Source organism: Polyangiaceae bacterium (genome assembly GCA_016715885.1).
Taxonomy (GTDB): domain Bacteria; phylum Myxococcota_A; class Polyangia; order Polyangiales; family Polyangiaceae; genus Polyangium.
Genome location: JADJXL010000028.1, coordinates 676,873 through 701,164, shown reverse-complemented (window position 1 = coordinate 701,164; position 24,292 = coordinate 676,873). Strand labels below are relative to the sequence as shown.

Annotated in this window: 15 protein-coding genes and 2 pseudogenes; 8 read left to right on the top strand and 9 right to left on the bottom strand. The window is 59.2% G+C overall.

The window, feature by feature from the left end; translation table 11 throughout:
• Window positions 1-109 precede the first annotated feature (109 nt).
• Genes IPM54_44250 through IPM54_44240 form a run of 3 tightly spaced genes read left to right on the top strand, consistent with a single transcriptional unit; the run spans window position 110 to window position 2,133 of the window.
• Window positions 110-886, top strand: coding sequence for a hypothetical protein (locus tag IPM54_44250; GenBank protein MBK9266784.1), 777 nt, complete (start codon window positions 110-112; stop codon window positions 884-886).
• On the top strand, window positions 843-1,556 hold the full coding sequence (locus IPM54_44245) for an AHH domain-containing protein (GenBank protein MBK9266783.1): 714 nt from the start codon (window positions 843-845) through the stop codon (window positions 1,554-1,556). The genes IPM54_44250 and IPM54_44245 overlap by 44 nt, the downstream gene beginning before the upstream one ends.
• Window positions 1,543-2,133, top strand: a complete 591-nt coding sequence (locus IPM54_44240; GenBank protein MBK9266782.1) for a hypothetical protein — start codon at window positions 1,543-1,545, stop codon at window positions 2,131-2,133. Before IPM54_44245 ends, IPM54_44240 begins: the two co-directional genes overlap by 14 nt.
• Before the next feature lie 301 nt (window positions 2,134-2,434).
• On the opposite strand, the gene IPM54_44235 is transcribed toward IPM54_44240, so the two are convergent.
• The 4 genes from IPM54_44235 to IPM54_44220 all read right to left on the bottom strand — a co-directional run bounded on the left by IPM54_44235 (window position 2,435) and on the right by IPM54_44220 (window position 10,182).
• A complete protein-coding gene (locus tag IPM54_44235; GenBank protein MBK9266781.1) occupies window positions 2,435-3,217 on the bottom strand; it encodes a hypothetical protein in 783 nt (260 codons plus the stop codon).
• Between the two features lie 143 nt (window positions 3,218-3,360).
• On the bottom strand, window positions 3,361-7,236 hold the full coding sequence (locus IPM54_44230; GenBank protein MBK9266780.1) for a VWA domain-containing protein: 3,876 nt from the start codon (window positions 7,234-7,236) through the stop codon (window positions 3,361-3,363).
• Window positions 7,237-8,099: 863 nt separating this feature from the next.
• On the bottom strand, window positions 8,100-8,699 hold the full coding sequence (locus IPM54_44225) for a hypothetical protein (protein MBK9266779.1): 600 nt from the start codon (window positions 8,697-8,699) through the stop codon (window positions 8,100-8,102).
• 28 nt (window positions 8,700-8,727) lie between these two features.
• Window positions 8,728-10,182: a hypothetical protein gene (locus IPM54_44220; protein ID MBK9266778.1), complete on the bottom strand. Its 1,455-nt coding sequence runs from the start codon at window positions 10,180-10,182 to the stop codon at window positions 8,728-8,730.
• Between the two features lie 716 nt (window positions 10,183-10,898).
• On the opposite strand from IPM54_44220, the gene IPM54_44215 reads away from it, so the two are divergent.
• Both IPM54_44215 and IPM54_44210 read left to right on the top strand, forming a co-directional pair.
• Entirely contained in the window at window positions 10,899-12,347 is a 1,449-nt protein-coding gene (locus IPM54_44215) for an AHH domain-containing protein (GenBank protein MBK9266777.1), read from the top strand.
• The gene (locus tag IPM54_44210; protein ID MBK9266776.1) at window positions 12,334-12,930 is read left to right on the top strand and encodes a hypothetical protein; all 597 of its coding nucleotides are present in this window, start codon (window positions 12,334-12,336) and stop codon (window positions 12,928-12,930) included. Before IPM54_44215 ends, IPM54_44210 begins: the two co-directional genes overlap by 14 nt.
• 122 nt (window positions 12,931-13,052) lie before the next feature.
• Here IPM54_44210 and IPM54_44205 read toward each other — a convergent pair.
• From IPM54_44205 to IPM54_44195, 3 genes and pseudogenes are all read right to left on the bottom strand, one after another.
• A pseudogene (locus tag IPM54_44205) lies at window positions 13,053-13,692 on the bottom strand (carbonic anhydrase).
• A 22-nt stretch (window positions 13,693-13,714) separates the two neighbouring features.
• Window positions 13,715-15,263 (bottom strand): annotated as a pseudogene (locus tag IPM54_44200) (SulP family inorganic anion transporter).
• Window positions 15,264-15,469: 206 nt separating this feature from the next.
• Window positions 15,470-15,658 (bottom strand): hypothetical protein, encoded by a 189-nt coding sequence (locus IPM54_44195; protein MBK9266775.1) that lies wholly within the window; start codon window positions 15,656-15,658, stop codon window positions 15,470-15,472.
• 53 nt (window positions 15,659-15,711) lie between these two features.
• On the opposite strand from IPM54_44195, the gene IPM54_44190 reads away from it, so the two are divergent.
• Together IPM54_44190 and IPM54_44185 are read left to right on the top strand one after the other, a co-directional pair.
• Complete coding sequence (locus tag IPM54_44190) at window positions 15,712-17,058, top strand: sigma 54-dependent Fis family transcriptional regulator (GenBank protein MBK9266774.1); 1,347 nt, start codon at window positions 15,712-15,714, stop codon at window positions 17,056-17,058.
• A 6-nt stretch (window positions 17,059-17,064) separates the two neighbouring features.
• Entirely contained in the window at window positions 17,065-20,514 is a 3,450-nt protein-coding gene (locus IPM54_44185) for a protein kinase (GenBank protein ID MBK9266773.1), read from the top strand.
• Between the two features lie 38 nt (window positions 20,515-20,552).
• Here IPM54_44185 and IPM54_44180 read toward each other — a convergent pair whose 3' ends face one another.
• Both IPM54_44180 and IPM54_44175 read right to left on the bottom strand, forming a co-directional pair.
• A complete protein-coding gene (locus IPM54_44180) occupies window positions 20,553-21,500 on the bottom strand; it encodes a hypothetical protein (protein MBK9266772.1) in 948 nt (315 codons plus the stop codon).
• A 196-nt stretch (window positions 21,501-21,696) separates the two neighbouring features.
• Entirely contained in the window at window positions 21,697-22,818 is a 1,122-nt protein-coding gene (locus IPM54_44175; GenBank protein ID MBK9266771.1) for a hypothetical protein, read from the bottom strand.
• Window positions 22,819-22,991: 173 nt separating this feature from the next.
• On the opposite strand from IPM54_44175, the gene IPM54_44170 reads away from it, so the two are divergent.
• The gene (locus tag IPM54_44170; GenBank protein MBK9266770.1) at window positions 22,992-24,221 is read left to right on the top strand and encodes a pyridoxal phosphate-dependent aminotransferase; all 1,230 of its coding nucleotides are present in this window, start codon (window positions 22,992-22,994) and stop codon (window positions 24,219-24,221) included.
• Window positions 24,222-24,292 lie beyond the last annotated feature (71 nt).

Below are 24,292 nucleotides of genomic sequence, written 5' to 3'. Positions count from 1 at the left end.
GTTGCTCTTGAAGGTGGATACGACCAAAACGGACGTGCCAACGAAAGATGCGAACCACCGGTCGCATTCGCGTTGACGCGCGCGCCTGTGGTCGTCGACACTGGCCGTCATGGGGCATCTTTTCAAGATTTTCCAAGCTTGTTTGGTCTTGGTTGCGGGGCGGCTGCGCCAGCGGCTCCTGGTTTTGGTGTGGTTGTCAAGCCTTCTGTGCGCGTTCGGGATAGCGGGTTGCGGTTCGACGGTGCCCGAGTCGCGATCGATTCCACCTGAGCGCGTATTCAACGTGTGCTGGAAGCCGCCGGAGCTGGGTCCCGGTGTGTATTTCGATTTTCGGACGGAAGACGGCGTGGCTGTGGCGACGTCGGGCGAGGAGAACCCACGGCACATCAAATATGTCTTCAAATACGCCGAGGACGCGCCCGCGAGCAATTTGCGATTATTGCCATTGAGTCGCGTGGATGCGTGGTGTCCGCACATTCCGCAGCCGAGCATTTTGGAGGTGCCCGCGTTCGAGCCCGAGCCCGAGCCATGTATCGTGCCCGTATCGATCGAGGAGCGTCTATCGGATGCACGACTCCTCTTTGGGCAAACGTCGGATGTACCGATTCGGAGCCCGTTCTTTTGCGACAAACAGCCGCGTGTGGCGTATACGGTGGAAGAGTTGATATCGTTGCGGACTCGCAACGTGGCGTTTCATTTGGGCTTCGAGCATGCTTACGTGCTCGGAAAAGCCGTGACGCTGGGCGCAGCGGAGTCACAGGCAGTCATCAACAAGAGCGATTCTTGGTTTGAAGCGCGCGCTTACATCGGATCCTGGGACGCTCGAGCAGATTCAGCAGCGGATGGCCGATGCGCTGAATACCATCGAGCCATTGCCCGAGTATGACGATCCGATCCTCGATGGCTTGGTCATGGCGGGTTATCAGGCCGGATTCGAGCATGGCAAATTCGAGGTCGAGGCAAAGCTGTTCGCCATCGACGTCGGCGTCATGCTCATCGAATTCGCCTTGCTGGAAGTGGCGCTGGGTCCGCTCGGTGGGGCCAGGTTGCTCGCGTCGGCGGTCAGCAAGGGCGCGAAGGCACTGACGACGGCCGTGAAGCGACTCGAGAACATTCCCATTTTCATTCCCGGCGCGACGAATGGGGTCGGGGGATTCGTTCGGATCGGCAAGATAACCACTTCCGTTTCTGCGAAGGTGCATCGGTATCAGTTGCGGAGAGCTTTGGAAAAAGAGCTCAAGCGCAAAAAAGCGGCTGGGGAATCGACGCACCACATCGTAGCGCTCGAGGATGAGCCTGCTAGAGAGGCCCGCACGATCCTCGACAAGTTCAACATCAAGATCGATGAAGCAGTAAATGGCGTCTTCTTACCGGCAACCAAGAGCTCACCCAACCCCACCGGGGCCATTGTGCATGCGACCTTGCGGAACGGGGAGTATTACGACAGAGTGAATAGGTTCCTGCGGAAAGCCAGATCCCAAGCCGACTTAATCAAGCGGCTCAAACGAATCCGCGAAACCCTTCTCGATGGGACGTTCTACGATGCAATTAAATGAGTTCATTGGCAGCACAGGCTACGAGATCCTCCAATGCTTCGACTACGATGGCTACGACGCGTTACATTGCCTGAATGGCAAACCTAGCGCCAAGAAGTGGAAGCCAATTCGAGTGCGTCGCGTTCGTCCCAGTCGCCGTCAGGGGTTTCGACCTTCGGATGCGCCCTGGGCATGTGTGGGTGACATTCTCGTCTTCCGTCGTTCGGCCGTCGATGCCTTGCGTGACATCTTGGATGCGCATGGCGAGCTGCTGCCGCTCGAAGACGAGGGCGGCGTCGAGTTGTATGCATATAATCCGCGCGCGCTCGATGCCTTGGATCAAGTGCTCTCCAAGGGGCCTCGGGATGACGACGGCAAATTGGAGGGGGCCACGTACCATGTGTTCATCCCCTCCCTCGTGCAAGGCGTCGACGTGTTCAGACTGGCGCGTGAGCGATGCGGCGACATTTACGTCTCCGATCGGTTTGTCGAACGATGGAAGCAAGCCAAACTGAAAGGCTTGGACTTCCGGCTCGTGTGGGATTCGGATTTACCTCCAGAAGGCCAGCCGGGGCCATGGAAGCCCGGGCAAAAGTGAAGGAAGAAGGTGAGCGACTATCAACCCCCACCCAACCGGATGCTCCATAGGCTCCGCTCGGGGTCGAGGCTCAACCGATCGGATGCGCGGTATCCGCTGCTGGGGGTCGAGGCTCAGCCGATCGGATGGCGGGTCACCCGCCCGTGGGCGTCGACCCTCGAAAATGGGCATGGATCATCCGATGGCATGGGCATCGAGGCGGACGCGCGGAGATGGAGCATCCGATCGGCTGGGGCTCGAGTGCGACAGCGGGTGATGGAGGGTGTGATCTCGCGGGGGTCGAGGGTCGCGCGAACGGGCCTTATGCGGTGCCCGGAGCGACGGGCACTTCTTCACCCGTGTCGGGATTGACGTCCGTGGTTGTGCGGCGACTCTTGAAGGACAAGCCAATGGCTTCGTTTTGCTGCAAGATGGGCCCGAGCCATTGCAATCGCGCGGCAGTGGCGTCGGCCGAACGCCCGTGACGCTTTCCGAGAATGATGGCCACCGTTTCGAGCAACAAGCCTTGACCTTCGGCGCGAGCGGCGCGGATGCGGCCCCAATCGAGAAGCGACGGCGGCGGCGCTTCGAGCGCTTTGCGATAATCCTTGGCAAGAGCCGCCAAACGCGTCGCATGTCGCTGCAAGCTCAATTCTTGCACGACAGGCGCGAGCTCATTTTCCAACGAATGGACGATTGCATCGACGGCTTCGAGCTCTTCGACATAGGGCAATGACGTGATGGCGTGAACGCCCGCGGGGAAAACCTTCTCGAGAAAGTCGGCGACGGTTGCATGAACGGGGTCGTTCTCGGGGGCGCCGGCGGCTTGAGCGACGGCGTGGTCGCGAATGGCGCCAAGGGTGCGGTCGACGAGGACATCGCAACGCTGGGCCTCGGGATTGCCATCGTTCGACGTGGATTCTCCGGCCCAGCGTCGTTCGAGGGCTTGGGTGGCGACGTCGTGCGCAATGGCCTCGGTGCAATGCTTGACGAGCTTGTCGAAGCCATCTTGCTCGGCGCGAGCACGCACCAATTTATGGGCAAACAAGCGTCGACCCGTAGGAAACTGGTATAGATTGATCAGACTTTCGAGTGAGCCGTCCATGGCTGGAACCTCGCACGGGTGAGAGATTGCGGCAGTAGAAGCGTTTCCAGGGCGGAAGGCAAGAGGAATTTGGGGGATGGACGGAAAAAGGTGTGGGGCATGGGTGGGAGAGGGGCAAGGAAAGCTAGGTTAGCGTCTCGCGCTCACAGCGCCCTGATTTCCTCGGACGCCAGCTCGGTGAGCTCGTATTCGAGCTCCAACGCTTGTTCGAGCGCGGTCGTCGCATGCTCGAGCGCCTTGGGGCCGTTGCTCTGGAGCACCTTTTTCTTGTTCGAGCTTACCTGCTTCAGTTTCGCCATGAGGTGCGCGTCGGTGCTCTTTTTTGGATCGGGACCTCCGGAAACTCGTGCGTGCACGGTGGCGATGCTGGTTTCGATGAGCGGCAGGGACTGCTGTACGAGCGCGCGAGCTGCATTCAGGTCGCCCGCCGCGAGGAGCGCGAGCGCCTGCTCCTCCATGAAGATCGCCTCGTCGATGACCGACGAACGGCAACGCACAATCTGAATCGAGTCCTCGTTCTCGTTGCCAGCGGCGTCCCGCACACGAATCGTGGCCGTTGCGTGAAGCGCGGCGCCGAGATCAATCGTGAACGTGGGCTCGAAGGGCTGCCATTGGCCCACTGGATTGAAGTCGGACGTCACCAGCATTTCGGACATGCCGCTCGGCTGTGTGTTGTCGATTTCCGGCGAAAGCAAGTAGGGGGAATAGCCAGCATCCTCGGCCTCGATTCGCACCGTTGCGATGGGCTTTCGCGCGCAGCCACGGCTGCCTTCGACGTAGATGAGCTTGAATTTGGGCGGCACTGGGTCCGGCGCCGGGGTGGCGCACACGGGGCTTGCCCAGCCACTCGTGGCTACGGGTCCAATCAAGCGCGCCGTGTAGCAATGCTTTACGTCATTCGTCGCCGATAGCACGATCTCGGATCCCCAATCCGTCGTGAAGGATTGCTCGAGAACAAACGGCCCACTTGGCGTGGGCCCCCTGTGCACCTCGAGCTCGTAGCCGGCAACGAACGGAACGCCTGGCTGTAGCGCCACGGCTGCATTCAACGGTAATGCAATCAATTCGGGTTTGCCGATCGTGTCGTCACCACGTTCACGTGGATCGCGACCTGTCAGAATCTCCGAATAATCACTTTCGCCGCCACCGTCCGTATCAGCGACCAATGGATTCGTGCCGGCGAGGAATTCGTCGATGTTGATGACCTCATCACGGTCCGGATCCAGCATTGCGCTACCAGACGGCAGACCATGCTGCGTTTGCCACCAATCCGGTAGGTCATCGCCATCGAGATCGGGCGCGTTACGGAGCGCAACCATGTCGGAATGCTCCCGGACGCAGGCGCCCCCCGGTCCCGACGCCATGAGGCGCACGCGATAATTACCGGCGCTGCTGGTTTGCGTATATGCCGCACCAAACACGCCGTCTCCCGGTGCCCCATCGTCGTGTCGCCCATCGTCGAACAGGACAACGTTATCGAACGTCAAATCGGGCCGCTGGATTTCCGCATCGATCGCCGCTGGCAGAGACCCGGTAGAATCGCGTAGCACCGCTTGGAGAAGCAGATCGCGCCCTACCCATTTCTCGTCCTCGAAGTCTGGGTTCGTCGGTGATGCCAATTCGCTACCTCTCACATCGACGCGCGCGATGAGCCGACACCCGGCACGCACCGCAGCCTCCACGAAGACGACCGGATCCGAACCCGCACTGCCCGGCACACCCGGTGCCACAGAGAATTCCCACGTACCCGGCTGAGGATTTACCACGCGGAACACGGCTCGCTCCGGCGAGGCGCTCACCGGCGCAATCATGCTCCCGCTCGGCGTCAACAACGTGACGGCATCGGCTGGATCCGCGGACGACACCGATAGCAAGGAAACCAAAAGCTCGGTCGTGGAGGCATCCACCGAAAATGTAGGAAGTGATGTGATGGAGGAGGTTGTCGTCCCGAGGACGCGCTGATGTCCCGATGTGGCATTGGTTGCGTTACGAAATGCGCTCGATATACCGAGGGTGAGCAGATCTTCCGGAGCCGGGTTGGGAACGTAGAAGCGCAGTCCGCCAGAGATCCCAGCCAAGAAGTCGATGCTCGACATGTCCGCGTCTTGACCGACGCCAATGACCGAGATTCGCGGAGTTGATAGTTTGGGATTATTATCCCGCCGATCGAAGAAAGCCAGCCTGGCCTTCTGGTAGGGGGCCGATGACTGATCCGATGGCCACGGCGCAAACGTGGGCACCGTGTTGATACTGCAATCCACGGGCCCGAGCACCAGATCGGCGTCTTTGGATTTATTCGTGTACGCGTATGTTTTCGACGTCCAGTTGCAGTTCGAGAGCCCGTCTGTAAGTAGCACCATCGCCGGTTCGGGGTCACCCGGAAGCATAACGCCGTCGAGCAACGTTGCCAGCTCGTCTTGACCACGAAACAGGCCATTGCCAATCGCAGTGGAACCTCCCGGAGCCATACTGTCGATTGCATTTACCATGTCCTGGCGTTTCGTCCCCGAACCCAGCAGCCCCATGGGCTCCACGGTTAACGAATGCGTCGAAAAGATGACGAGCCCGGCGTAATCGTCTTCGGACATACCGTCCACGATGAGCTTCAATGCTTTCTTGACCGCCTCGAGTTTGCCAAAGTTGTTCATGCTCCCGCTGGTATCGACGACGAACGCTTGTGCAATGGAGCGCGGAGCGGCCGTCACCTCCAGCGCCTGCGCCTGTGTGTCGGGCGTGAGTCCAGCCGAAGCAATGGTCAGATCGAGCCGGCCGCCCGGCGCAGCGGGGTAGAGATTGTCCGGCACATCGACGACGGCCATATAGGCGCCGCCGCTCATCGCGAACAGCGTGAATGGGCAGTTTGGACCGCCCGAGATGTCGCACATGGATGTATCCAGCGGAGACCCCGCAACAGATATTTGCAGGTTCTTGCCGTTGACCGTATCTACCGGCTGGTTGTTCGCATCCGTCGCGGTAAAATATAGGGTGAAGGGCTTTGTCGTGGGCGTCGCCCCTGAACCATAGTCGCCGATGTTCGCGGGCGACCCGGTTTTCGGCGAGACGATCGACAATTTGGATGTGGACGGTCCAAATCGCCACGAGAACTCTGCGGGCTCGGTCGTATTGCTTGCGACCAGAAGCACCTCGTCCACACTCCCGTCCGACTTGATGTCGACCGTCACGTCGATCGTTTTGTTAGGCGAAAGAGGACACTGCTCGGAGCCGAATTTGCCGACCTTGCACGGGGGGATCAACGTAGGCACTCCCGCCGGATTGATGGTAAACACGCGGAACCGCGGTGTACCCGCCGAGCCGTTCGCAACCTTGGCGTGGATCTCGAGTGGGTAATCTGCTGCGCCTGCTTCCGGGTGCAGTGAGACATACGCCGACCCCCATTTGCCCAGGGATACATTCTGCGGGGATGCCTTGGTCGACCCCATCGCGAGGGTGTTCACGAGCAGGTTCGGTCCGGGCACACAATTGGTCAGGTCGAGGCATGTGTACGTGTCCTGCACCCTGTGCACCCGATAGAGCTGGTCGGGCAGGGTGCTGGTCGACATTTTGGGATACCCGTTTCCCCCTGTCAGCGTGCTCTCGACAAATGGCTTCCGTTGCTTGATTGCGTTGCTGGTTGCACTGTTTGGATTCGGAGCTGTGGGGTAAATTGGTCCTGACGCACCATCGTTGTAGTCGCCGAGCCATTCGAGCCTCCAGCGCGCATCGGTGTCCGCGTAGTCCTTGAGGACGAGCATGGTGTGATACTCGAGTAACGCGTCGTCGAAGTTGCGCCCGACATACGTTTCCAGCGTGCAGTCGAGTCGGGCGAGCACGCTGGCTGTTAGATCCACACCAAGCGGTGTCTGATTACACGGAAGCTGGGTGTTCCCGCTCGTGTCGAGAGACGCAATGAAGTACCCAATCAAGTCGATGCCCTCGTCGGGACGCCGCTCATTCAAAGGTTTTTGCGCGGTTTGTTGGTCGTTGTAGAGGACCGGACTGACTGAATTTACGGCCGTCAAGTGCGCAAGATGCGGGACAGTAGGTGGATTCGGATACGCGAACTGCGCTGCAATATAGCGAAAGAAGCGAACGCCCGGGTAGCTCTCGAGCGTGAAGTCGAGCGGGTTTTCGGGGGAGCAGGTTGACGCGTCCCGACAGAATGCCACCATAATTAAAGTAAAACCCGTACAACGTGCGCGCCGATACGCACTTATCCGCCGGCAACATCGTGACACCGTCACCGGGGTAGTTCGTGAGGCACGTCGTGGGTTCCGCTGTGTTGGCGGTTGACTCGCCCACGTATGCGTGGGAGTAAAGTGGGGACTTTCCTGACGCGTCTGCTGAGAAATGCTTCCAGGCCCGTTGAAACCCGTGAAAATACTCGTGCGCCTGATTGCGTATGACCTCGTTGGCCTTGGAGTGAAACGGTGTGAGCGCTGTTGCGAACGGTCCAGATACCGCGGTAAAAAGGCCTCCCCAGCCATAACCAACGGTGGCAGCGATGTGCGGAACGTACAAGACGCGCGTCGGGCAGATCGCCCCCGGCGCGCAGGTCGACGGGTCGTCAGGTCCACCGGCAGGCATACCGTTCACCCAGGCAAGCTTTCGCGATTGTGACGGAAATTGCGAACCGCCTTGCACAACCAATCGTTGCCAGTCATCGATCTCCCTCAGCCGCTGGATTCCAAAGAGCCCGGCGCTCGGCTCGATGCATGGGGGGTCACCACTCCCAGGCGCCTTCCCCGGGTAGGAGGTAGTCAAGCAGGGCGAGCCCAAGTTCCAGCCCTGTGGCGCTGTGAAGGTACTCGGCGTTCCGTAGAGCACGAATCGCACATCGGCGGCCGTCGTTGCGCCCGAAGTCGATATGACCGCGGCCTTGTTTTCAGCCACTTCGCCCAGTCGTTGCGGTACGCCACAAAACCCGTTGGCCGTGATCTGCGTCGAGAGCGCCATAAGATCCGTCGGTTAGTAGAAACAAAAGCTTGCCTGCATTGGCGGGCGCATCGAAATCGATATCGAGTGACCAAGTGCGGACCTGCGCCAATGTCGCGTTTGCACCCAAGACCGCCTTGACCTGGCTTGCTTGCGGCTTCGTATTGATGCCCAAATTCTCATCGAATATCACCCAGCTCGAGTCACCCTCCCAACCTGGGCACGAGAGCGTGCCGGAAGCAGACACCGCGCAGATCTCGACGCGGTTCGTCGCACTGATCGACGCATCGGCAGTCGGATCTGCAGCCCCCTTCGCATACACGAATTTCACCAGCAGCTTGCGAGTCGCGGCCGTGTTGTACATGCCCGCGCCGAGCTGGTCGGTGACCGGATCATTGTGATGATCGCCAAAAGGCGGCGCGCAACGCGCCATCTGCGGCACGAGCTGCGCAAGCGCATTGGCCGTGCCGAACGTCGTCAACAACCCCGCCGTTATTGCTGCAAACCCGCGCATGCGCGTTCTACCCGTCGTTGTTCTGATCTTGCCCATTGCCGCCTCGCTTCGTCCCGTCGATTCCCTATTGCCCGATCAAGTCATACATCGATGAATACGTGCACGCGGGGTGTGCTCGGATCACGCGGAATGGCACCTCCTCGCTACTGCTGCGATCCATGAACGCGAGCCACAGCTCGTCGTTCCCGTGGGTGGATTCGAAGTCCGTGACCGCGAATCCCCACTGTGGGGCCTTGGAAAACGTCACAAGCGCCCGGCGCTGCAAGTTGCCGGGCCCATCTGCTATATGCTCAATGATCGCATTGCTGTCGTTTCCAGCTACCCACCAACCTCCACCGGCACGCTGTTGCACGGTGAGCCAATTCATGCCGGTATATTGTTTCGGCTGTCCGGGACCGGGAGACGGAATGGCCTCGCCCGGAAATCCAATGGCATTGGCGGTGGTCTCGAGAGAGGCACCCAAGCCTTGCACAAACGTCGTTATTGGTGACAATGCGGAGCCCGATGACCACGCAACACCTGCGCCGCCAGCAATCGCCGCAATCGCTGGTCTGGTCGTTCCGCCGGCCCATCCGCCATCGACACCCAGCCAGTTCTGCGGCTCGAGCTGGATACCCTGGATCTTGGCTGGATCTGGGACAGGCGTTCCGTCTCTCAGGTGGCCCGTGAGCCACGGAAAGTTCGCCGAGAACCCGCTCACCGCCACCGTAACGCCGCTCACCGTGTCGGTCGCATAGCGGATTTCACTGACGTACCCGTACGCTTTTCCAAACGCCGTAGGGGGCAGCAGGACGGTCCCGTCTGGCTGAATCCGTGTCACGTATTGCACGTTCTGCTTCCACGCATGCACGGCAAATGCTTCGCCGTCCCAGCCCACACCCACTAAGGAGTACTCGCCAGGCTCGGGCCACGGGGGTAACGGGTACAATGCCTCTGACGAGTCGCTCGTGGAGAACACCAACAAGGCATGTCCACCAGCTCCACCGTCGGGCGGCACCCAACCCACAGCCAGCCCGACCGTGTTGTCGGGTCCCAAGCTCGTCGAGTTGACGACTTTGCGACCGCCGTCTGGAAAGAAGCGATGTTTGAGCACGGCTCCCGTCGCCGGATCGAAACTACTAACGACGAGAACCGGACCCGACGCATCGGCCGGGACTGGGTTCCATGCGACATGCAGGCCGTTCGCGTCCCGCCAAATATGGTCCCGATCGGCGGATACGCCGATCGTTGGGCCGATTCCGTACCACTTCTCGGGCTCCGGCAGCATGGATGGCAGGATGTGGATGTCGACGCACGGCCCGGTTCCTGCGTCAGGGTCGCCGCTATCCCCGTCGCCTGCGTCCATTAGCCCACCTGCGTCAGCATTGCCGCCGCCACCCGCACTGCCTCCGCCACCCGTTGCGCCACCACCCGTTCCACCACCACCCGAACCGCCCGCAGCATCCGACGTGTCAGCGGTGCGCTCGCCCGTGCCGCACGCCGAAACGATCCACGCTGCGGTCCACATGCCGAGTAGCACGCATGCCCGCATTTGCATGCGAGCGTGGTCCCTGGATTGCCAAAGCATCCGGCGATTGCACACCAGCACGAATCCGCCGTCAAGCGGATTTCTTGGATTGCACACGTGCGTGCATACGTGTGAGTGCATCCTATTTGCCCCCCGTGACAAATAGGTGCTTCCTGAGCCGACTTTTGAGCCCCGTTGTCCGCAAATGCCACTTGGCGAAGGATACCTACCCCAAGTTAGAGCTATATCGATACTGCGACCCGTCTGACCCCCACCCAACCGGATGCCCCATAGGCTCCGCTGGGGGTCGAGGCTCAGCCGATCGGATGCGCGGTATCTGCTGCTGGGGGTCGAGGCTCAGCCGATCGGATGGCGGGTCACCCGCCCGTGGGGGTCGACCCTCGGAAATGGGCATGGATCATCCGATGGAATGGGCATCGAGGCGGACGCGTGGAGATGGAGCATCCGATCGGCTGGGGGTCGAGTGCGACAGCGGGTGATGGAGGGTGTGATCTCGCGGGGATGGGTGGGAGAGGGGCAAGGAAAGCTTGGTTAGGTCAAGTTAGCGCTTATGCCCCCAACCCCCTCTCCTCGTTGCCGCTACGGCAACGAGCGAATCGTTGCTCGTGAAGGTGGATACGACCAAAACGGATGTGCCAACGGAAGATGCGAACCACCGTGCGCATTCGCGTTGACACGCGCGGCTGTGGTCGTCGACACTAGCCGTCATGGGGCACCTTTTCAATATTTTCCAAGCTTGTTTGGTCTTGGTCGCGGGGCGGCTCCGTCGGCGGCTGTTGGTTTTGGTGTGGTTGTCAAGCCTTCTGTGCGCGTTCGGGATAGCGGGTTGCGGTTCGACGGTGCCCGAGTCGCGATCGATTCCACCTGAGCGCGTATTCAACGTGTGCTGGAAGCCGCCGGAGCTGGGTCCCGGTGTGTATTTCGATTTTCGGACGGAAGACGGCGTGGCTGTGGCGACGTCGGGCGAGGAGAACCCACGGCACATCAAATATGTCTTCAAATACGCCGAGGACGCGCCCGCGAGCAATTTGCGCTTATTGCCATTGAGTCGCGTGGATGCTTGGTGCCCGCACATTCCGCAGCCGAGCATTTTGGAGGTGCCCGCGTTCGAGCCCGAGCCCGAGCCATGTCCCGCGCCCGTATCGATCGAGGAGCGTCTATCGGATGCACGACTCCTCTTTGGGCAAACGTCGGATGTACCGATTCGGAGCCCGTTCTTTTGCGACAAACAGCCGCGTGTGGCGTATACGGTGGAAGAGTTGATATCGTTGCGGACTCGCAACGTGGCGTTTCATTTGGGCTTCGAGCATGCTTACGTGCTCGGAAAAGCCGTGACGCTGGGCGCAGCGGAGTCACAGGCAGTCATCAACAAGAGCGATTCTTGGTTGAAGCGCGCGCTTACATCGGATCCTGGGACGCTCGAGCAGATTCAGCAGCGGATGGCCGATGCGCTGAATACCATCGAGCCATTGCCCGAGTATGACGATCCGATCCTCGATGGCTTGGTCATGGCGGGTTATCAGGCCGGATTCGAGCATGGCAAATTCGAGGTCGAGGCAAAGCTGTTCGCCATCGACGTCGGCGTCATGCTCATCGAATTCGCCTTGCTGGAAGTGGCGCTGGGTCCGCTCGGTGGGGCCAGGTTGCTAGCGTCGGCGGTCAGCAAGGGCGCGAAAGCGCTGACGGTGGCCGTGAAGCGATTAGAAAACATTCCCATTTTCATTCCCGGCGCGATGAATGGGGTCGGGGGATTCGTTCGCATTGGCGCAGTCGTCACTTCCGTCTCGGCGAAGGCGCATCGGTATCGTTTGGAGAAAGCGCTCAAAGCACCGCCATTCAATCGCCTGAGACAAGCTGGTGAAGCACTGCACCACATGGTGGCGCATGGGGATGATAGGGCCAAAAAAGCACGAAAAATTCTTGACAAGTTCAAGATCCACATCGATGAGGGTTGGAACGGCGTGTTTTTGCCGGCAACCAAGAAATCGCCCAACCCAAAGGGATCCATCGTGCACTCGATGGTCCACAGCAACGAATATTACTTCAAAATCGAACGTGCTCTCATGGAGGCAAAGTCGCGAAAAGATGCGATTCGAATACTCCAGCGAATCCGAGAGACCCTAGAGAATGGAACCTTCTTCAATGTACCTCTATGAATACAGACCCACCAAGGGCTACGAGATACTTACATGGGTCGATGACGATGCGTATGAGGCCTTGGATCGGCTCAACGGCAAACCCCTAGGCAAGAAGTGGAAACCGGTTCGGGTCCGTCGTGTGCGAGCAACGAAGCGCGAGGGGTGCAAACCTTCGGATGCCCCCTTCATGTTCATGGCCGGTATACTGGTGTTTCGGCGCTCGGCGGTGGATGCGCTTCGGGACATGCTGGACGCCTTTGGGGAGCTGTTACCCCTCGAAGACGAAGGCGGTGTAGAGCTTCTTCTATACAATCCCCGGGCACTCGAAGCGTTGGATCACGAGCGTACGCAGGGGTCACGGGACAAGCAGGGGCGTGTCTATCTGCCGAACAACCACGTGTTCATCCCGTCCGTCGTCGAAGGGGTCGATCTCTTCCGCCAGGCGAAGAAACGGCGCGGCGTGATTTACCTCTCCGACCGATTCGTCGAGCGATGGAAGCAAGCCAAACTGAAGGGGCTGGATTTCATCCTTGCCTGGGATTCGGATTTGCCCCCCGAAGCGCAGCCGAACGTGTGGACGTCGAAACCCATCAAGCTTTGAGCTCGCGTGTAGCAAGTGAAGGAAGAAGATGAGCGACTATCAACCCCCACCCAACCGGATGCTCCATAGGCTCCGCTGGGGGTCGAGGGCGGGCGTGAGGCGTGACGCCCCATTCAACTCGCCTACGGAGTCTCGAAATCGTAGCGGTAGATGTCGTCGATTTCTGCGCCGGGCTTCATCAATGCGAGCTCTTTCAAGCCGCCCGTCCTCATGTCGTAGACCCAGCCGTGCAAATACGGGCGCTGGTGCTTGGCCCATGCCTGCTGCACGATGCTGGTCTCCGCGAGGTTTCGCACTTGTTCGGCCACGTTGTATTCGACGAGCTTTTCGAGGCGCCGGGTTTGGTCCCCAATCGTCTCGAGGTCCCGGCGGTGATTGCGATACACGTCTTTGATGTGCCGGAGCCACTTGTTGATGAGTCCGAACGAACGGTTGGACGTGGCATTGTACACGCCGCCGCAACCGTAATGCCCGCACACGATGATGTGTTTCGCTTCGAGCACTTTGACCGCGAATTGCACGACCGACATGACGATTGAAGTCGGTGTGGATCACGAGGTTTGCGATATTTCGGTGCACGAACAGCTCGCCCGGCTCGCTCCCCGTCACGTCTTCGGCCGGCACGCGGCTGTCCGAGCAGCCAATCCACATGTAGGTGGGTGATTGCGTCGTCGCCGTGCGCTCGAAGAAGTCCGTGCTGACGGCCGATTTCTCCGCGACCCACGCTTTGTTCCCGAGCAGTAACTTCTTGTACTCGTCCATGGCTGGTTCTCCGTAGCGCCGCCTATATGCGCTTTCCACGTAGGTTTCTGAGCTCAATCGCGACTCCTTTGAAGCGCGCCTGCTCTTGGAAGTCGTCGAGTGTGTCGAACGTGTCGCGATCCACGTGCAATGCGCGCGTCCCGTCGATGATCAACGTCGAATTTTCGGGAATCGCCGAGAGCTTTTCCTTGAGCTCGGCTTTGTGCACGAAGGTAATGTCTTTGTTGAATCGCAAGAGATAGAAGTTGTCCTGCGAAACCACCGTCATCGCCGCGCGCGAATTGCTGCGAATGACGAAGAAGACACCCACCGCCATGCCAATCAAGACGCCTTTCAGCAAATCCGTGAAGACGATGCCAAATCACGGTGACCGTGAAGGGCACGGACGATTCGTGCCCCTCTTGCCACATCTTCTTGAAGAGCGATATCGGCGCAAGCTTGACGCCAATGACGAGGAGAATGGCTGCGAGCGCTGCGAGCGGCACGTGGTTCAAAAATCGGCCGAGAAAGAGCACCGCGATGGCGAGCAGCGCGGCGTGAATAACCGCCGACCAGCGCGTGCGCCCACCCGCATACACATTGGCGCTCGAACGCACGACGACCGACGTGACGGGCAACCCGCCGAGTAGCCCCGACACCATGTTGCCCGCTCCTTGTGCGATGAGCTCACGATTGGGCGACACGATGCGCCTGAACGGGTCGAGTTTCACCGAAGCTTCCAGCGACAAGAGCGACTCGAGGCTCGCCACGATCGCAAGCGTCGCCGCGGTGATGTACACCTGCTTGTCGGTCAGCGCAGCGAACGACGGCCGCACGAGCTGCCCCATGATATCCATTGGACTCGACAAGATCGGAAGCGACACGAGGTGCCCGTCCTCGCCCTTCAAGTACATCGTGCCCGTGAAAATTCGCAGCGCCTCGTTCACCAGCGTGCCGACGATCACGACGACCAGCGGCCCAGGGATGAACTTCAGTTGCTTGATTCGTTTGGTGACGTGTTTGTCCCAGACGAGCAAAATGAAGAGCGACACGCCTGCAACGATCACCGCCGCACCACTCGCGCTCATCACCGCCTTCACGATCGCCGACAGCGTGTTTTCCTTGCCGTCGGGTTCGATGAAGCTCATGTCCGACACGTAGTCCAGGTCTCGGCCGAGCGCGTGCGGGATCTGTTTCAGAAAGATCACGAGCCCGATCGCCGCTAGCATGCCCTTGATGACCGAGGTTGGGACGTAGTCCGCGATCGCTCCGAGGCGCAACGCGCCGAACGCGACTTGCATCACGCCCGCGACGAACACCGCTGCGAGGAACGCAGGGTAGCCCATGTGCGCGATGGCCGTGGCGACGATGACCGTCAAGCCTGCCGCCGGACCGCTCACGCTGACGTCCGAGCCCGACACGAGGCCCACGACGAAACCACCCACGACGCCTGCGACCAGACCCGCAAGCAGTGGTGCACCGGACGCGAGCGCAATGCCCAAGCAAAGCGGCAACGCCACGAGGAATACGACAAGGCCTGCAGCCATGTCAGAGCGAAGGTGATCGCTCGGAAGCTTCTCCTTTACCGTCATTGACGCATCGCCATAGTGGATTCGGTGCACAAAGGCGAGAAAAAAAGTGCGAGGTTGGAAGAAAAACACGGTCGGCGCAGTTGCGTTGCTCTGGGCAAGAGTGCTTTTACGCGAGGTGATTCGATTCCACGCGCTTGCTGCTCGCGTTTGGCGAACAAGTGAAATCGAGCACGATGATAATAATTATTTACATCGAGAGATATTTGTCATTCACGAAAAAGACATCGCGCAAAGCAGTCATCCCATGGGTACGGCGGGAAATACCCGAGCCGCCAGATACCGGCATTGAGCGATTGCATTTCTCCGAAGCGTTGAAGTTTGCCACGGCGAATCCCGAGCTCCGCTTTGCCCGGGAAAAGCTCGAAGCGCTTCGCCGGTAATGCTGCAATCTTCACGTCTGCCTTGATTTTGTCCCGACCGACGGGCCAATCATGATAGGGTGCGCGCCATGTCGGTACAAGGCACGCTGCATATCCAGTCGCGAGCGAAGGAGCTTCGGCTCGAGGGGTTTTCGATTACGGTCGTCGAGGGGCCCAATGCGGGCGCATCGGTTCGGGCGCGTACGAGCGAAGTATCGGTTGGCACGGCGCCTGCTAATGACCTCGTGCTCACCGACCCGACCGTCTCGCGACACCACTTCAGTGTGACGGCCACACCGGAAGGGCTGCTTCTGCGAGACCTCGGGTCATCGAATGGTACCCACATGGGACCCGTGCGCATCCAATCAGGATACATCGACGGTGAAGCTCGGGTACGCGTGGGGCGCAGCACGCTACGAATCGACTTGAGTGACGATGACATATGCGAAGTGCTCAGTCCCGACGATGGTTTTGGGACGCTCATTGGTTCGAGCTCGGCGATGCGTCGGATTTTTGCGGCATTGCCGCGTCTGGCTCAATCCGATAGCACCGTGCTGCTCGAAGGAGAAACCGGTACGGGCAAGGGCGTCATTTCGTCAGCCATTCACGAAGCGAGCCCGCGGGCTGCAAAACCGTTCGTCGTCCTCGATTGCGCGGCGATTGCCCCGACACTCATCGAAAGCGAGCTTTTTGGCCATGTCAAAGGATCCTTCACGGGCGCCACGTCGGATCGCGCTGGAGCATTCGAGCTTGCTCATGGCGGCACCATTTTCATCGACGAAATTGGTGAGCTTCCGCTCGACATGCAGCCGAAGCTGCTCCGGGTTTTGGAGGAACGCACGGTCAAGCGGGTAGGGGGTAATCAGCGCATCAAAATCGATGTGCGGGTGATTGCAGCGACGAATCGCGACCTGCGCATGGAAGTCAATCGTAATGCGTTCCGCGCGGACTTGTTTTATCGATTGAACGTCGTACGCATTCACATTCCGCCGCTTCGAGAACGGACCGGGGACATCGAACGGTTGGCACGGCATTTTCATGCAGAGCTCGTGCCGAACAAGCCCATCTCTGATGAGCTACTCGATTATTTTCGCAGGCAGCCTTGGCCGGGCAACGTGCGCGAATTGCGCGCCGCCGTCGAGCGAGCCATTCTTTTCGAAGATCCGGCGCTTTTGGCGCTCGAAGAGCCCGCGACGAACGACGCGCAGCCTCGCGTCGAGGATGTTTTCGATCCGCGGCTTTCATTTCGTATGGCCAAGCAACGCGCGGCGGATAGGTGGGAAAAAGAATACATCCGCGCGCTGATGGTCGCCGCGAAGGACAACCTTTCAGAAGCGTCTCGCATCGCAAAAATGGACCGCAGTCACCTGCGAACGCTGCTGAGAAAATACGGATTACGAGGCGCTGAAGATACGAGCGACGGAGGAAAGGAGTAACACGCCATGGAAGAACCAAAAGAAAGAAAGGAGGACGATACTCTTTCCGAAGCAGGTAAGCGCAAAGTGGCCGCGGTGGCGGATACCGTGACGGGCGAGTTGAAGGCTGCCGATGTAACGCCGCCCGGGACCGTCCGAATCGAGCGTCCGCGGCGCAGGAAAAAGGCGCTGCAGAGCGAGCCCGTCGAGATCATCGAAGCTGCCAACGAGGTGCCAATACCGCAGTCGACGAGTGCGAAAATTGCACTGAGCGGCATTGATTCGCAAGAGGCGCCTTCTTCGTCGAGCTTTCTGCCGCTGTCCGAGCGTAATCCGCTATCCGATCCCAATCGTTGGGATCGGTACGAGATCCTCGGGTTGCTCGGCAAGGGTGGTATGGGGGCGGTATTCGAAGCACGCGACAAACGAATCGATCGGCGCGTGGCCATCAAGTTCATATTCAATGTCGATTCCTACATGACGTCGCGCTTTCTGCAAGAAGCGCGGGCGCAGGCGCGCATCGATCATCCAAACGTTTGCAAAGTATTGGAGGTCGGCGAAGTCGAAGGGCGCGCGTACATTGCGATGCAGCTCATTCGGGGCAAACCGCTTTCCGAGGCGTCCGAGGCAATGTCGCTCGACGACAAAGTGCGTCTCATGAAGACGGTGACCGAAGCGGTTTCCGTGGCGCATCGATTGGGCGTGATTCACCGAGACATCAAGCCGGCCAATATCATGGTGGAGCAAGTCGAAGGGGAGGGCGGATCGATATTGCTCAATCCCATTTTGATGGACTTTGGGCTTGCGCGTGAAGAATCGGGGACGCAAGGTCTCACGGAATCGGGCGCGCTTTTGGGCACGCCGGGATACATGTCGCCCGAGCAAGCGCGAGGTCAAGCGCGGGGCACGGATGCGCGGACGGATGTGTATGGTCTCGGCGCGACGCTTTACGATTTATTGACCGGGGCGCCACCGTTTGCCGATGCGAATGCAATGAACGTGCTCTTGAAGGTGCTCATCGAGGATCCCGTACCTCCGCGCGTGAAAAACCCCGAAGTTCCGCCGGCGCTCGATACCATCGTCATCAAATGCCTGAGCAAGGAACCGCATCAGCGTTATGCGTCGGCGGCCGATCTTGCCGAGGATCTCGAACGATTTTTGAGTCGCGAGAAAGTGCTCGCACGGCGCTTGACCTTACCCGAGCGGCTTTATTGGCGTGGCAAGCGCAACAAGCCCATGGCATTTGCGGTGATTGCATTGGTCGTGAGTTTGGTGGCGTTTACTGGTTACGGGGTCGACACGGCGATCACGAATGCACGGCGTGAGGCGATTGCGCAAAAGCGCGCCGAATTGGGCAAGAAGCTCGGACAAGCGGTGAAGGATTTGGATTGGCTGGTCCGGAGCGCGCATTTGGTGCCGCTTCACGATACGACGGCGGAAAAAGCGATCGTTCGCGAGCGCATGGCGAGCATCGAAGCGGAGATGCGATCGTTTGCGGATCTGGGTGCGGGGTTCGATCATTATGCATTGGGTTTGGGTCACGTTGCGCTCGAGGAATGGGAGCTTGCGCGCAAGCACCTCGAAGCGGCGCAGGCGCGAGGCGTGCGCGAGCCGGAGCTCGATTATGCGCTCGGCAGGGCGCTCGGCGAATTGTACAGCAAGTCGCTCGAAGATGCGCGCAAAAGCGGTGATGCGACGTATTTTGCGAAACGTAAAAAAGAGCTCGACGAGGAGTATTTGGCGCCGGCGCTTCGCCATTTGGAGCGTTGTCGCGGTCTTCCGACGGTATCGGCGGGCTATTTGGAGGCGCTCATCCATTTTTATCACCGGCGTTATGATGAAGCGCTCGAGCAAGCAGAGGCAGCGCGAAAGAGCACGCCTTGGCTTTATGAGGCGGCGAAGCTGGAAGGGGACGTGTATTTGGCGCGCGCGCTCGATGCGAAGGATCGGGGCGACAATGAAAAGGCCGAGCGGGATTTCGAGCAGGCGGTTTTGCATTACGAACGAGCGGCTGATATTGGGCGCAGTGACCATCAGGTGTACGAAGCGCTTTCGGAGGCGTGGATTCGGCAGGAGGAGATGGACCTTTATCGAGGGCGTGATCCGAAGCCGAAGCTCGAAAAGGCGCTTGCGGCGGCGGACAAGGCATTGATTGCGGCGCCGAAGGAATCGTACGGGCACACGAAGAAGGCGTTTGCGTATCACTTTCAGGGCCGATATGCGCAAGGGCATGGCGCATCGCGTGAGGCGGTCGAGGGATATTATCGTTTACAGATTGCATCTGGTAAGCAAGCGGTCGGCGCACATCCAACGGATCCATTTGCGCAGGAAGCAACGGGCATTGCGTATCTCAAGCTCGCCGAATACTTGCAGGATCGCGGAGAGACTGTTGATGCAATTTTGGGACAATCAAGCGTCTACCTACGAGAGGCCATTCGACTGAATCCGAATTTCCCGTGGGCATACAATGATTATGGATATGCGCTCGGGCTGATGGGCTATGCGAAGAAGCGCCGGAACGAGGATCCGCAAGAGCTTTTTCAAAAAGCCATCGAAACGACGAAGAAAGCCATTTTGATCGATGAACAGTACCTCATTGCTTACAACAACACTGCACTTTGGTTGACGGAACTTGCCGAGTGGAAAGCCAATCATGGTGAAAATCCTGAAGACGTTTTGCGTGATGCCGTGCGAATGACGGACCATATCCTTCATATGAATGACAAGCACCTCATGGCGTATGGGAACGCCGGTCGGGCTTTCGCCATGATTTCGTCGTACCGGACGGAAACCAATGAAGACGGAACGGAATCAGCTCGCCGAGCGACCGAACGTTTCAAGGGCCTTCTCAGCATTGATCGGACAGACGTGTTGGCGCACATTGAATTAGCTCGCGCATATCGATTACTGGCAGGCCATGAGCGTATTCACGGGGCGGATCCTTCTTCGAGCATCAACGAGGGTCTGCGTACGCTCGGTACGTGTCGCCGAATCGCGGTTGGAAATGCTGACTGCAAGGTTGTCGAAGCGGAAATACGTATCGAGCAGGCGGAATGGGCCGAAAGCAAGCAGGAGGTCTCTTCGCCGCTGCTCGAGCAGGCACGGCAGCTCGTGGCCGAAGCGACGCAACAATACCCCAATCGTGGCGACTTCTGGTTGAACCTTGCACACATTCGTCTTCGGCAGGTAGCTGCATCACGCACGAGCGTCGAGCCGAACGATTCACCAAACGTCATCGTTGACGACGGGTTGCGTGCGATTGACCAAGCTTTGAAGCTCGCGCCAGGGCTTCCGCGCGCACTCGCGGTTCGCGGAGCGCTGAACTTTCACAAAGCACAGATTGATTCTGCGCACGAAAAATCAGCTCTCGGGCAAGCAAAGGCGAGCTTGTCGAAAGCGTTTGAAGGGAATCCGCTGCTGAAGCGGCGTTACGGCGAAATCGCCAACGAAGTGGAGCGACGGCTCGAAGGGCGATGAGTGCAAGCGGGGGACGAGGGGATGTGGGTAAAACTGCCTCACGGCACGGAGGGCACGAACGTCGTAAATACGTTCGTGTAGCTACGCCCAGGCTCGCGTGTCGAGTAAAACGACGGACAGTACAAGTTGCCGCCGGAATTCACGAGCTGCGCATTGCAGCGCTTGTTGGCGAAGTTCTGGTCCGGCGAGCCCAAAATCGCGCCGGTGAGCACGATTCGTTGCGGACACGCCGTATCCGCTTCGCTGCAGCAATAATTTCCCTGCGACCCGAAACACGCACGTCCCGAATCGACAGGATCTGCGCTATCGGGCCCCGCGACATAAGCGGTGGGTGTTGGGGCAAATAGGTCACCAAAAAAGCCGCCTTCGCGCAGTGTCATGTTCGGGTCGCTGCAAGCGTCACTAAAAGGCGCTCCGCCGGGTCCGATGATGCATATCGAGAGATTTGCGTCGTTTCCATTGAGAAGCGAAAGAATACACGAGCTGACTCGTTCTCGTTTGTCTTGGCCATTGAGGCGATTGCTTTTCCACGAAGGATACAGGGGCCATTGACCGGGAAACGCAAATGTGCCGCTCGAATCCACGATGGTAAAACTCGACTCCACCGAGCACTTGGCGATGGCTTTCATCATGGGAACGCGGTTGTATTCATCTGCATTGAGCCACGCCTTCCATTCTTGCTTCAAGGTGCATCCCGTCGATGTTATCGTATTGCCTGCGCAAAGCGGAAGGGGATCGGGATTGCTGGGGGACGTAATCCCGTGGCTGTTTGTCACACCGCGCTTCAGAGGATCGCTGGCAACGGCCTGCGGAGGCAGGTTGTTGGTGCCGCCCCACCCAACGGCTTGCTCGACCTCCGCCACGTCCTCGAAGTCGTCGAATTCGCCCATTTCGCCACCGCATGCCGGAAGCGCCGTGACGGATACGAGCAATGCGCTCTGTAGCCCGAACCTCGAAACCACTCCAAGCAGCCCTTGCAATGCCATGACGTCCTCCTGCGGTTAAGCGATGCGCGTTGCGCGACACGGACGTCAATCAAATGATGTGCCAACCACGTAAGTGCTGGAAATGTCGTGCTGATCGTGGAATGCATGGAGGCTGCACCCTCCACAATGGAGGTTCCAGCCCCCAGGGGTGGTGGCCGGAGCCTCCATTGGGAGGATTGCGAAGTTCTAGGCGGGATTACTCTTTGGGAACGCCGTTGGTGGCGACGTCGTCGAGCGCGGCTTTGAGGGCCGGATCGACGTCCGCGAGCGACGGGACGCCGAGCTCGGTGAGCGACTTCTGGAAGTACCCACAGGCGGCGATATCGCCTTCGACGGCTGGAGGACCATCGGACGCGCCATTCGTCGACGACGCGAAGCTCAAATACGTTTGAGCGATCGCTTTGTCCCAACATTCGACCACGTCTGCCGTTTGGCCCATTGCGAGGTCTCCGCCAGATGCTTTGGCTTCGCCGCGTCCGGTGCCTTCATTGAAGAATGCGAGGTGCACGTTGATGTCTTCGGCAGCGGGTTTGGCGGGATCGTTCGAGATATCGACGTTGCCTTCCCAATCGACGAAGTCCACCTGATTCTTGTCGTCGCTGAAGCGGCCGTAGAAGTAATCGACATCCGCGGGGATGTTGTCGGGTTTGTCTTTCGGTACGAATTTGCGCACGGCCGCCAGGACCACGCCGAATTGGCCCTTGTCGTTCGTGCCCTTGCCATAGACCGCGACGAACCTTCCGCGATCGAGCGGCGTATTTGCCACGTCCGGATTGTTCGCCGTTTCGAATGCGTAGTTGGCTTCGAAATCCCATAACGTCACGCCTGCGCCGTGATCTTCGCTCTTGGGATCGGGCGTTGCGCCACCCCAGATGACGGGAGACATCTTGGCCAAGTCGTTGTCGACGCCACGCAGGAGCGCGTAAACATAGCGGAAATCCTTGCCGTCGCCTTGGTCTTTGATGTACGCGGCCACCGTGCCCACACCATTGTCATTCGGAAATGGCCCCCACACGAATTCCTTGGTGTCGCTGTTGTAAATCGAAGGTTCCGTCGCCACGATCGCTTTCATCGTTTCGATGATGCTGCTCACCGAGCCATTGACGCCCTTGACGATGTCGTGTGAGCCTTTCGGAAAGATTGCCGGATCGCCGACGAGAGCTTGTATCGAAGCTTCTGGCGCCGATGCTGCGAGCTGTGTTTCCTTCGGAATGGCCGTCCGATACTGTTCGAGCAGCGCTTGGTCGTACCCTTGACCACCGCAAGCCACGAGCGCGTAGGCCATCGCGAACCCGCAAAGCTTCGCCAACTTGTTCATGTGTATCCCCTTTGTAAGAAGTGAAGCCGGAGATCCGAGGTTCACTCGAATCTCGAGCGCCCATGAGACACGCGAGCTCGTCGTCTCGTCAAGTGCAAAGCATTTCCTTGTCGCAAAGTCCGAAAAGTGTAGTACACCCCGGCGCCATGAGCAGAGCGACTTCGGCGCAGCACCTGGCAACCATTCGGCGCGCCCATCACCTCGACGACGTTCGGTACGAAATTCGTGGCCCCCTTGCGCGACGCGCCCACGAGCTCGAGCGTCAGGGCTTCGAGGTCATCAAGCTGAACATTGGCAATCCCGCGCAATTCGGTTTTCGCACGCCGGAGACCATGCGCCTGGCCATGATCGAGAACCTTTCGCAAAGTGAAGGGTATTGCCATCAAAAGGGCATTTTCATAGCGCGTGAAGCCGTCGTCATGGATACGCAATCACGCGGCATCGCCGGCGTGAGCGCCGAAGACATTTTCATGGGCAATGGCGTGTCCGAGCTCATTCTGATGAGCCTCGAGGCGCTCTTGAATCCGGGCGAAGAAGTGCTCGTTCCGGCGCCCGATTATCCGCTCTGGACTGCAGCCGTCACGCTCTCCGGCGGTCGCCCGGTGCATTACCCGTGTCGCGCCGAAAACAACTTCTTGCCCGATCCCGAGGAGGTCGAGCGTCTCGTGACGCCGGCTACCCGTGCCATCGTCGTCATCAATCCCAACAATCCCACGGGTGCCGTCTACCCGCGGGAGCTGCTCGAATCGCTCGTGCAAATTGCCGAACGGCGAAAGCTCGTCGTCTTCTCCGATGAAATATACGATCGAATTCTGTACGATGGGGCCAAGCACGTGCCCATGGCGACGGTTTGTCATGGCACCTTGTGCGCCACGTTCGGCGGTCTTTCGAAGGTGTATCGAGCGTGTGGTTTGCGCACCGGGTGGCTTTTCTTCACCGGAACGAAAGATCACGCCATCGACTACATCGAGGGCCTCGAAGTGCTCGCATCGCTACGTTTGTGCGCCAACGTGCCAAGTCAATGGGCCGTACAGACGGCGCTTGGAGGTCATCAAAGCATTTATGATCTCACGGCCGAATCTGGGCGCCTTGGCCGCCAACGTCGCGCTGTTCTTCGAGGCGTCGAACGTTCCGAATTTTTGCACGTGGTGCCTCCGATGGGTGCGCTTTATGCCTTCCCATCGATTGATACCCACAAGATCCCTCATTTCAACGATGCAGAATTCGCTGCGGAATTGCTCGAACGCGAGCATGTGCTCGTCGTGCCCGGATCGAGCTTCAACATTACGCGGACGAACCATTTGCGTCTCACGCTTCTCCCGAACGAAGACGTCATGGACGATGTCTTCGTGCGCATGGAGCGGCTACTCACGAGAATGGCGGACGCAGAGTCTGGGAATTGAGGGCGACTGCTCTTTGGGATTTGCCCGCAATCGCGCCTCACCCCCTAGCCCCCTCTCCAACTTCGCGTCAC

Excerpts from the sequence above, each read along its gene's own strand:
- IPM54_44250 (MBK9266784.1), top strand. The coding sequence starts at position 110 with ATGGGGCATCTTTTCAAGATTTTCCAAGCTTGTTTGGTCTTGGTTGCG.
- IPM54_44245 (MBK9266783.1), top strand. The coding sequence starts at position 843 with ATGGCCGATGCGCTGAATACCATCGAGCCATTGCCCGAGTATGACGAT.
- IPM54_44240 (MBK9266782.1), top strand. The coding sequence starts at position 1,543 with ATGCAATTAAATGAGTTCATTGGCAGCACAGGCTACGAGATCCTCCAA.
- IPM54_44235 (MBK9266781.1), bottom strand. The coding sequence starts at position 3,217 with ATGGACGGCTCACTCGAAAGTCTGATCAATCTATACCAGTTTCCTACG.
- IPM54_44225 (MBK9266779.1), bottom strand. The coding sequence starts at position 8,699 with ATGGGCAAGATCAGAACAACGACGGGTAGAACGCGCATGCGCGGGTTT.
- IPM54_44215 (MBK9266777.1), top strand. The coding sequence starts at position 10,899 with ATGGGGCACCTTTTCAATATTTTCCAAGCTTGTTTGGTCTTGGTCGCG.
- IPM54_44210 (MBK9266776.1), top strand. The coding sequence starts at position 12,334 with ATGTACCTCTATGAATACAGACCCACCAAGGGCTACGAGATACTTACA.
- IPM54_44190 (MBK9266774.1), top strand. The coding sequence starts at position 15,712 with ATGTCGGTACAAGGCACGCTGCATATCCAGTCGCGAGCGAAGGAGCTT.
- IPM54_44185 (MBK9266773.1), top strand. The coding sequence starts at position 17,065 with ATGGAAGAACCAAAAGAAAGAAAGGAGGACGATACTCTTTCCGAAGCA.
- IPM54_44180 (MBK9266772.1), bottom strand. The coding sequence starts at position 21,500 with ATGGCATTGCAAGGGCTGCTTGGAGTGGTTTCGAGGTTCGGGCTACAG.
- IPM54_44175 (MBK9266771.1), bottom strand. The coding sequence starts at position 22,818 with ATGAACAAGTTGGCGAAGCTTTGCGGGTTCGCGATGGCCTACGCGCTC.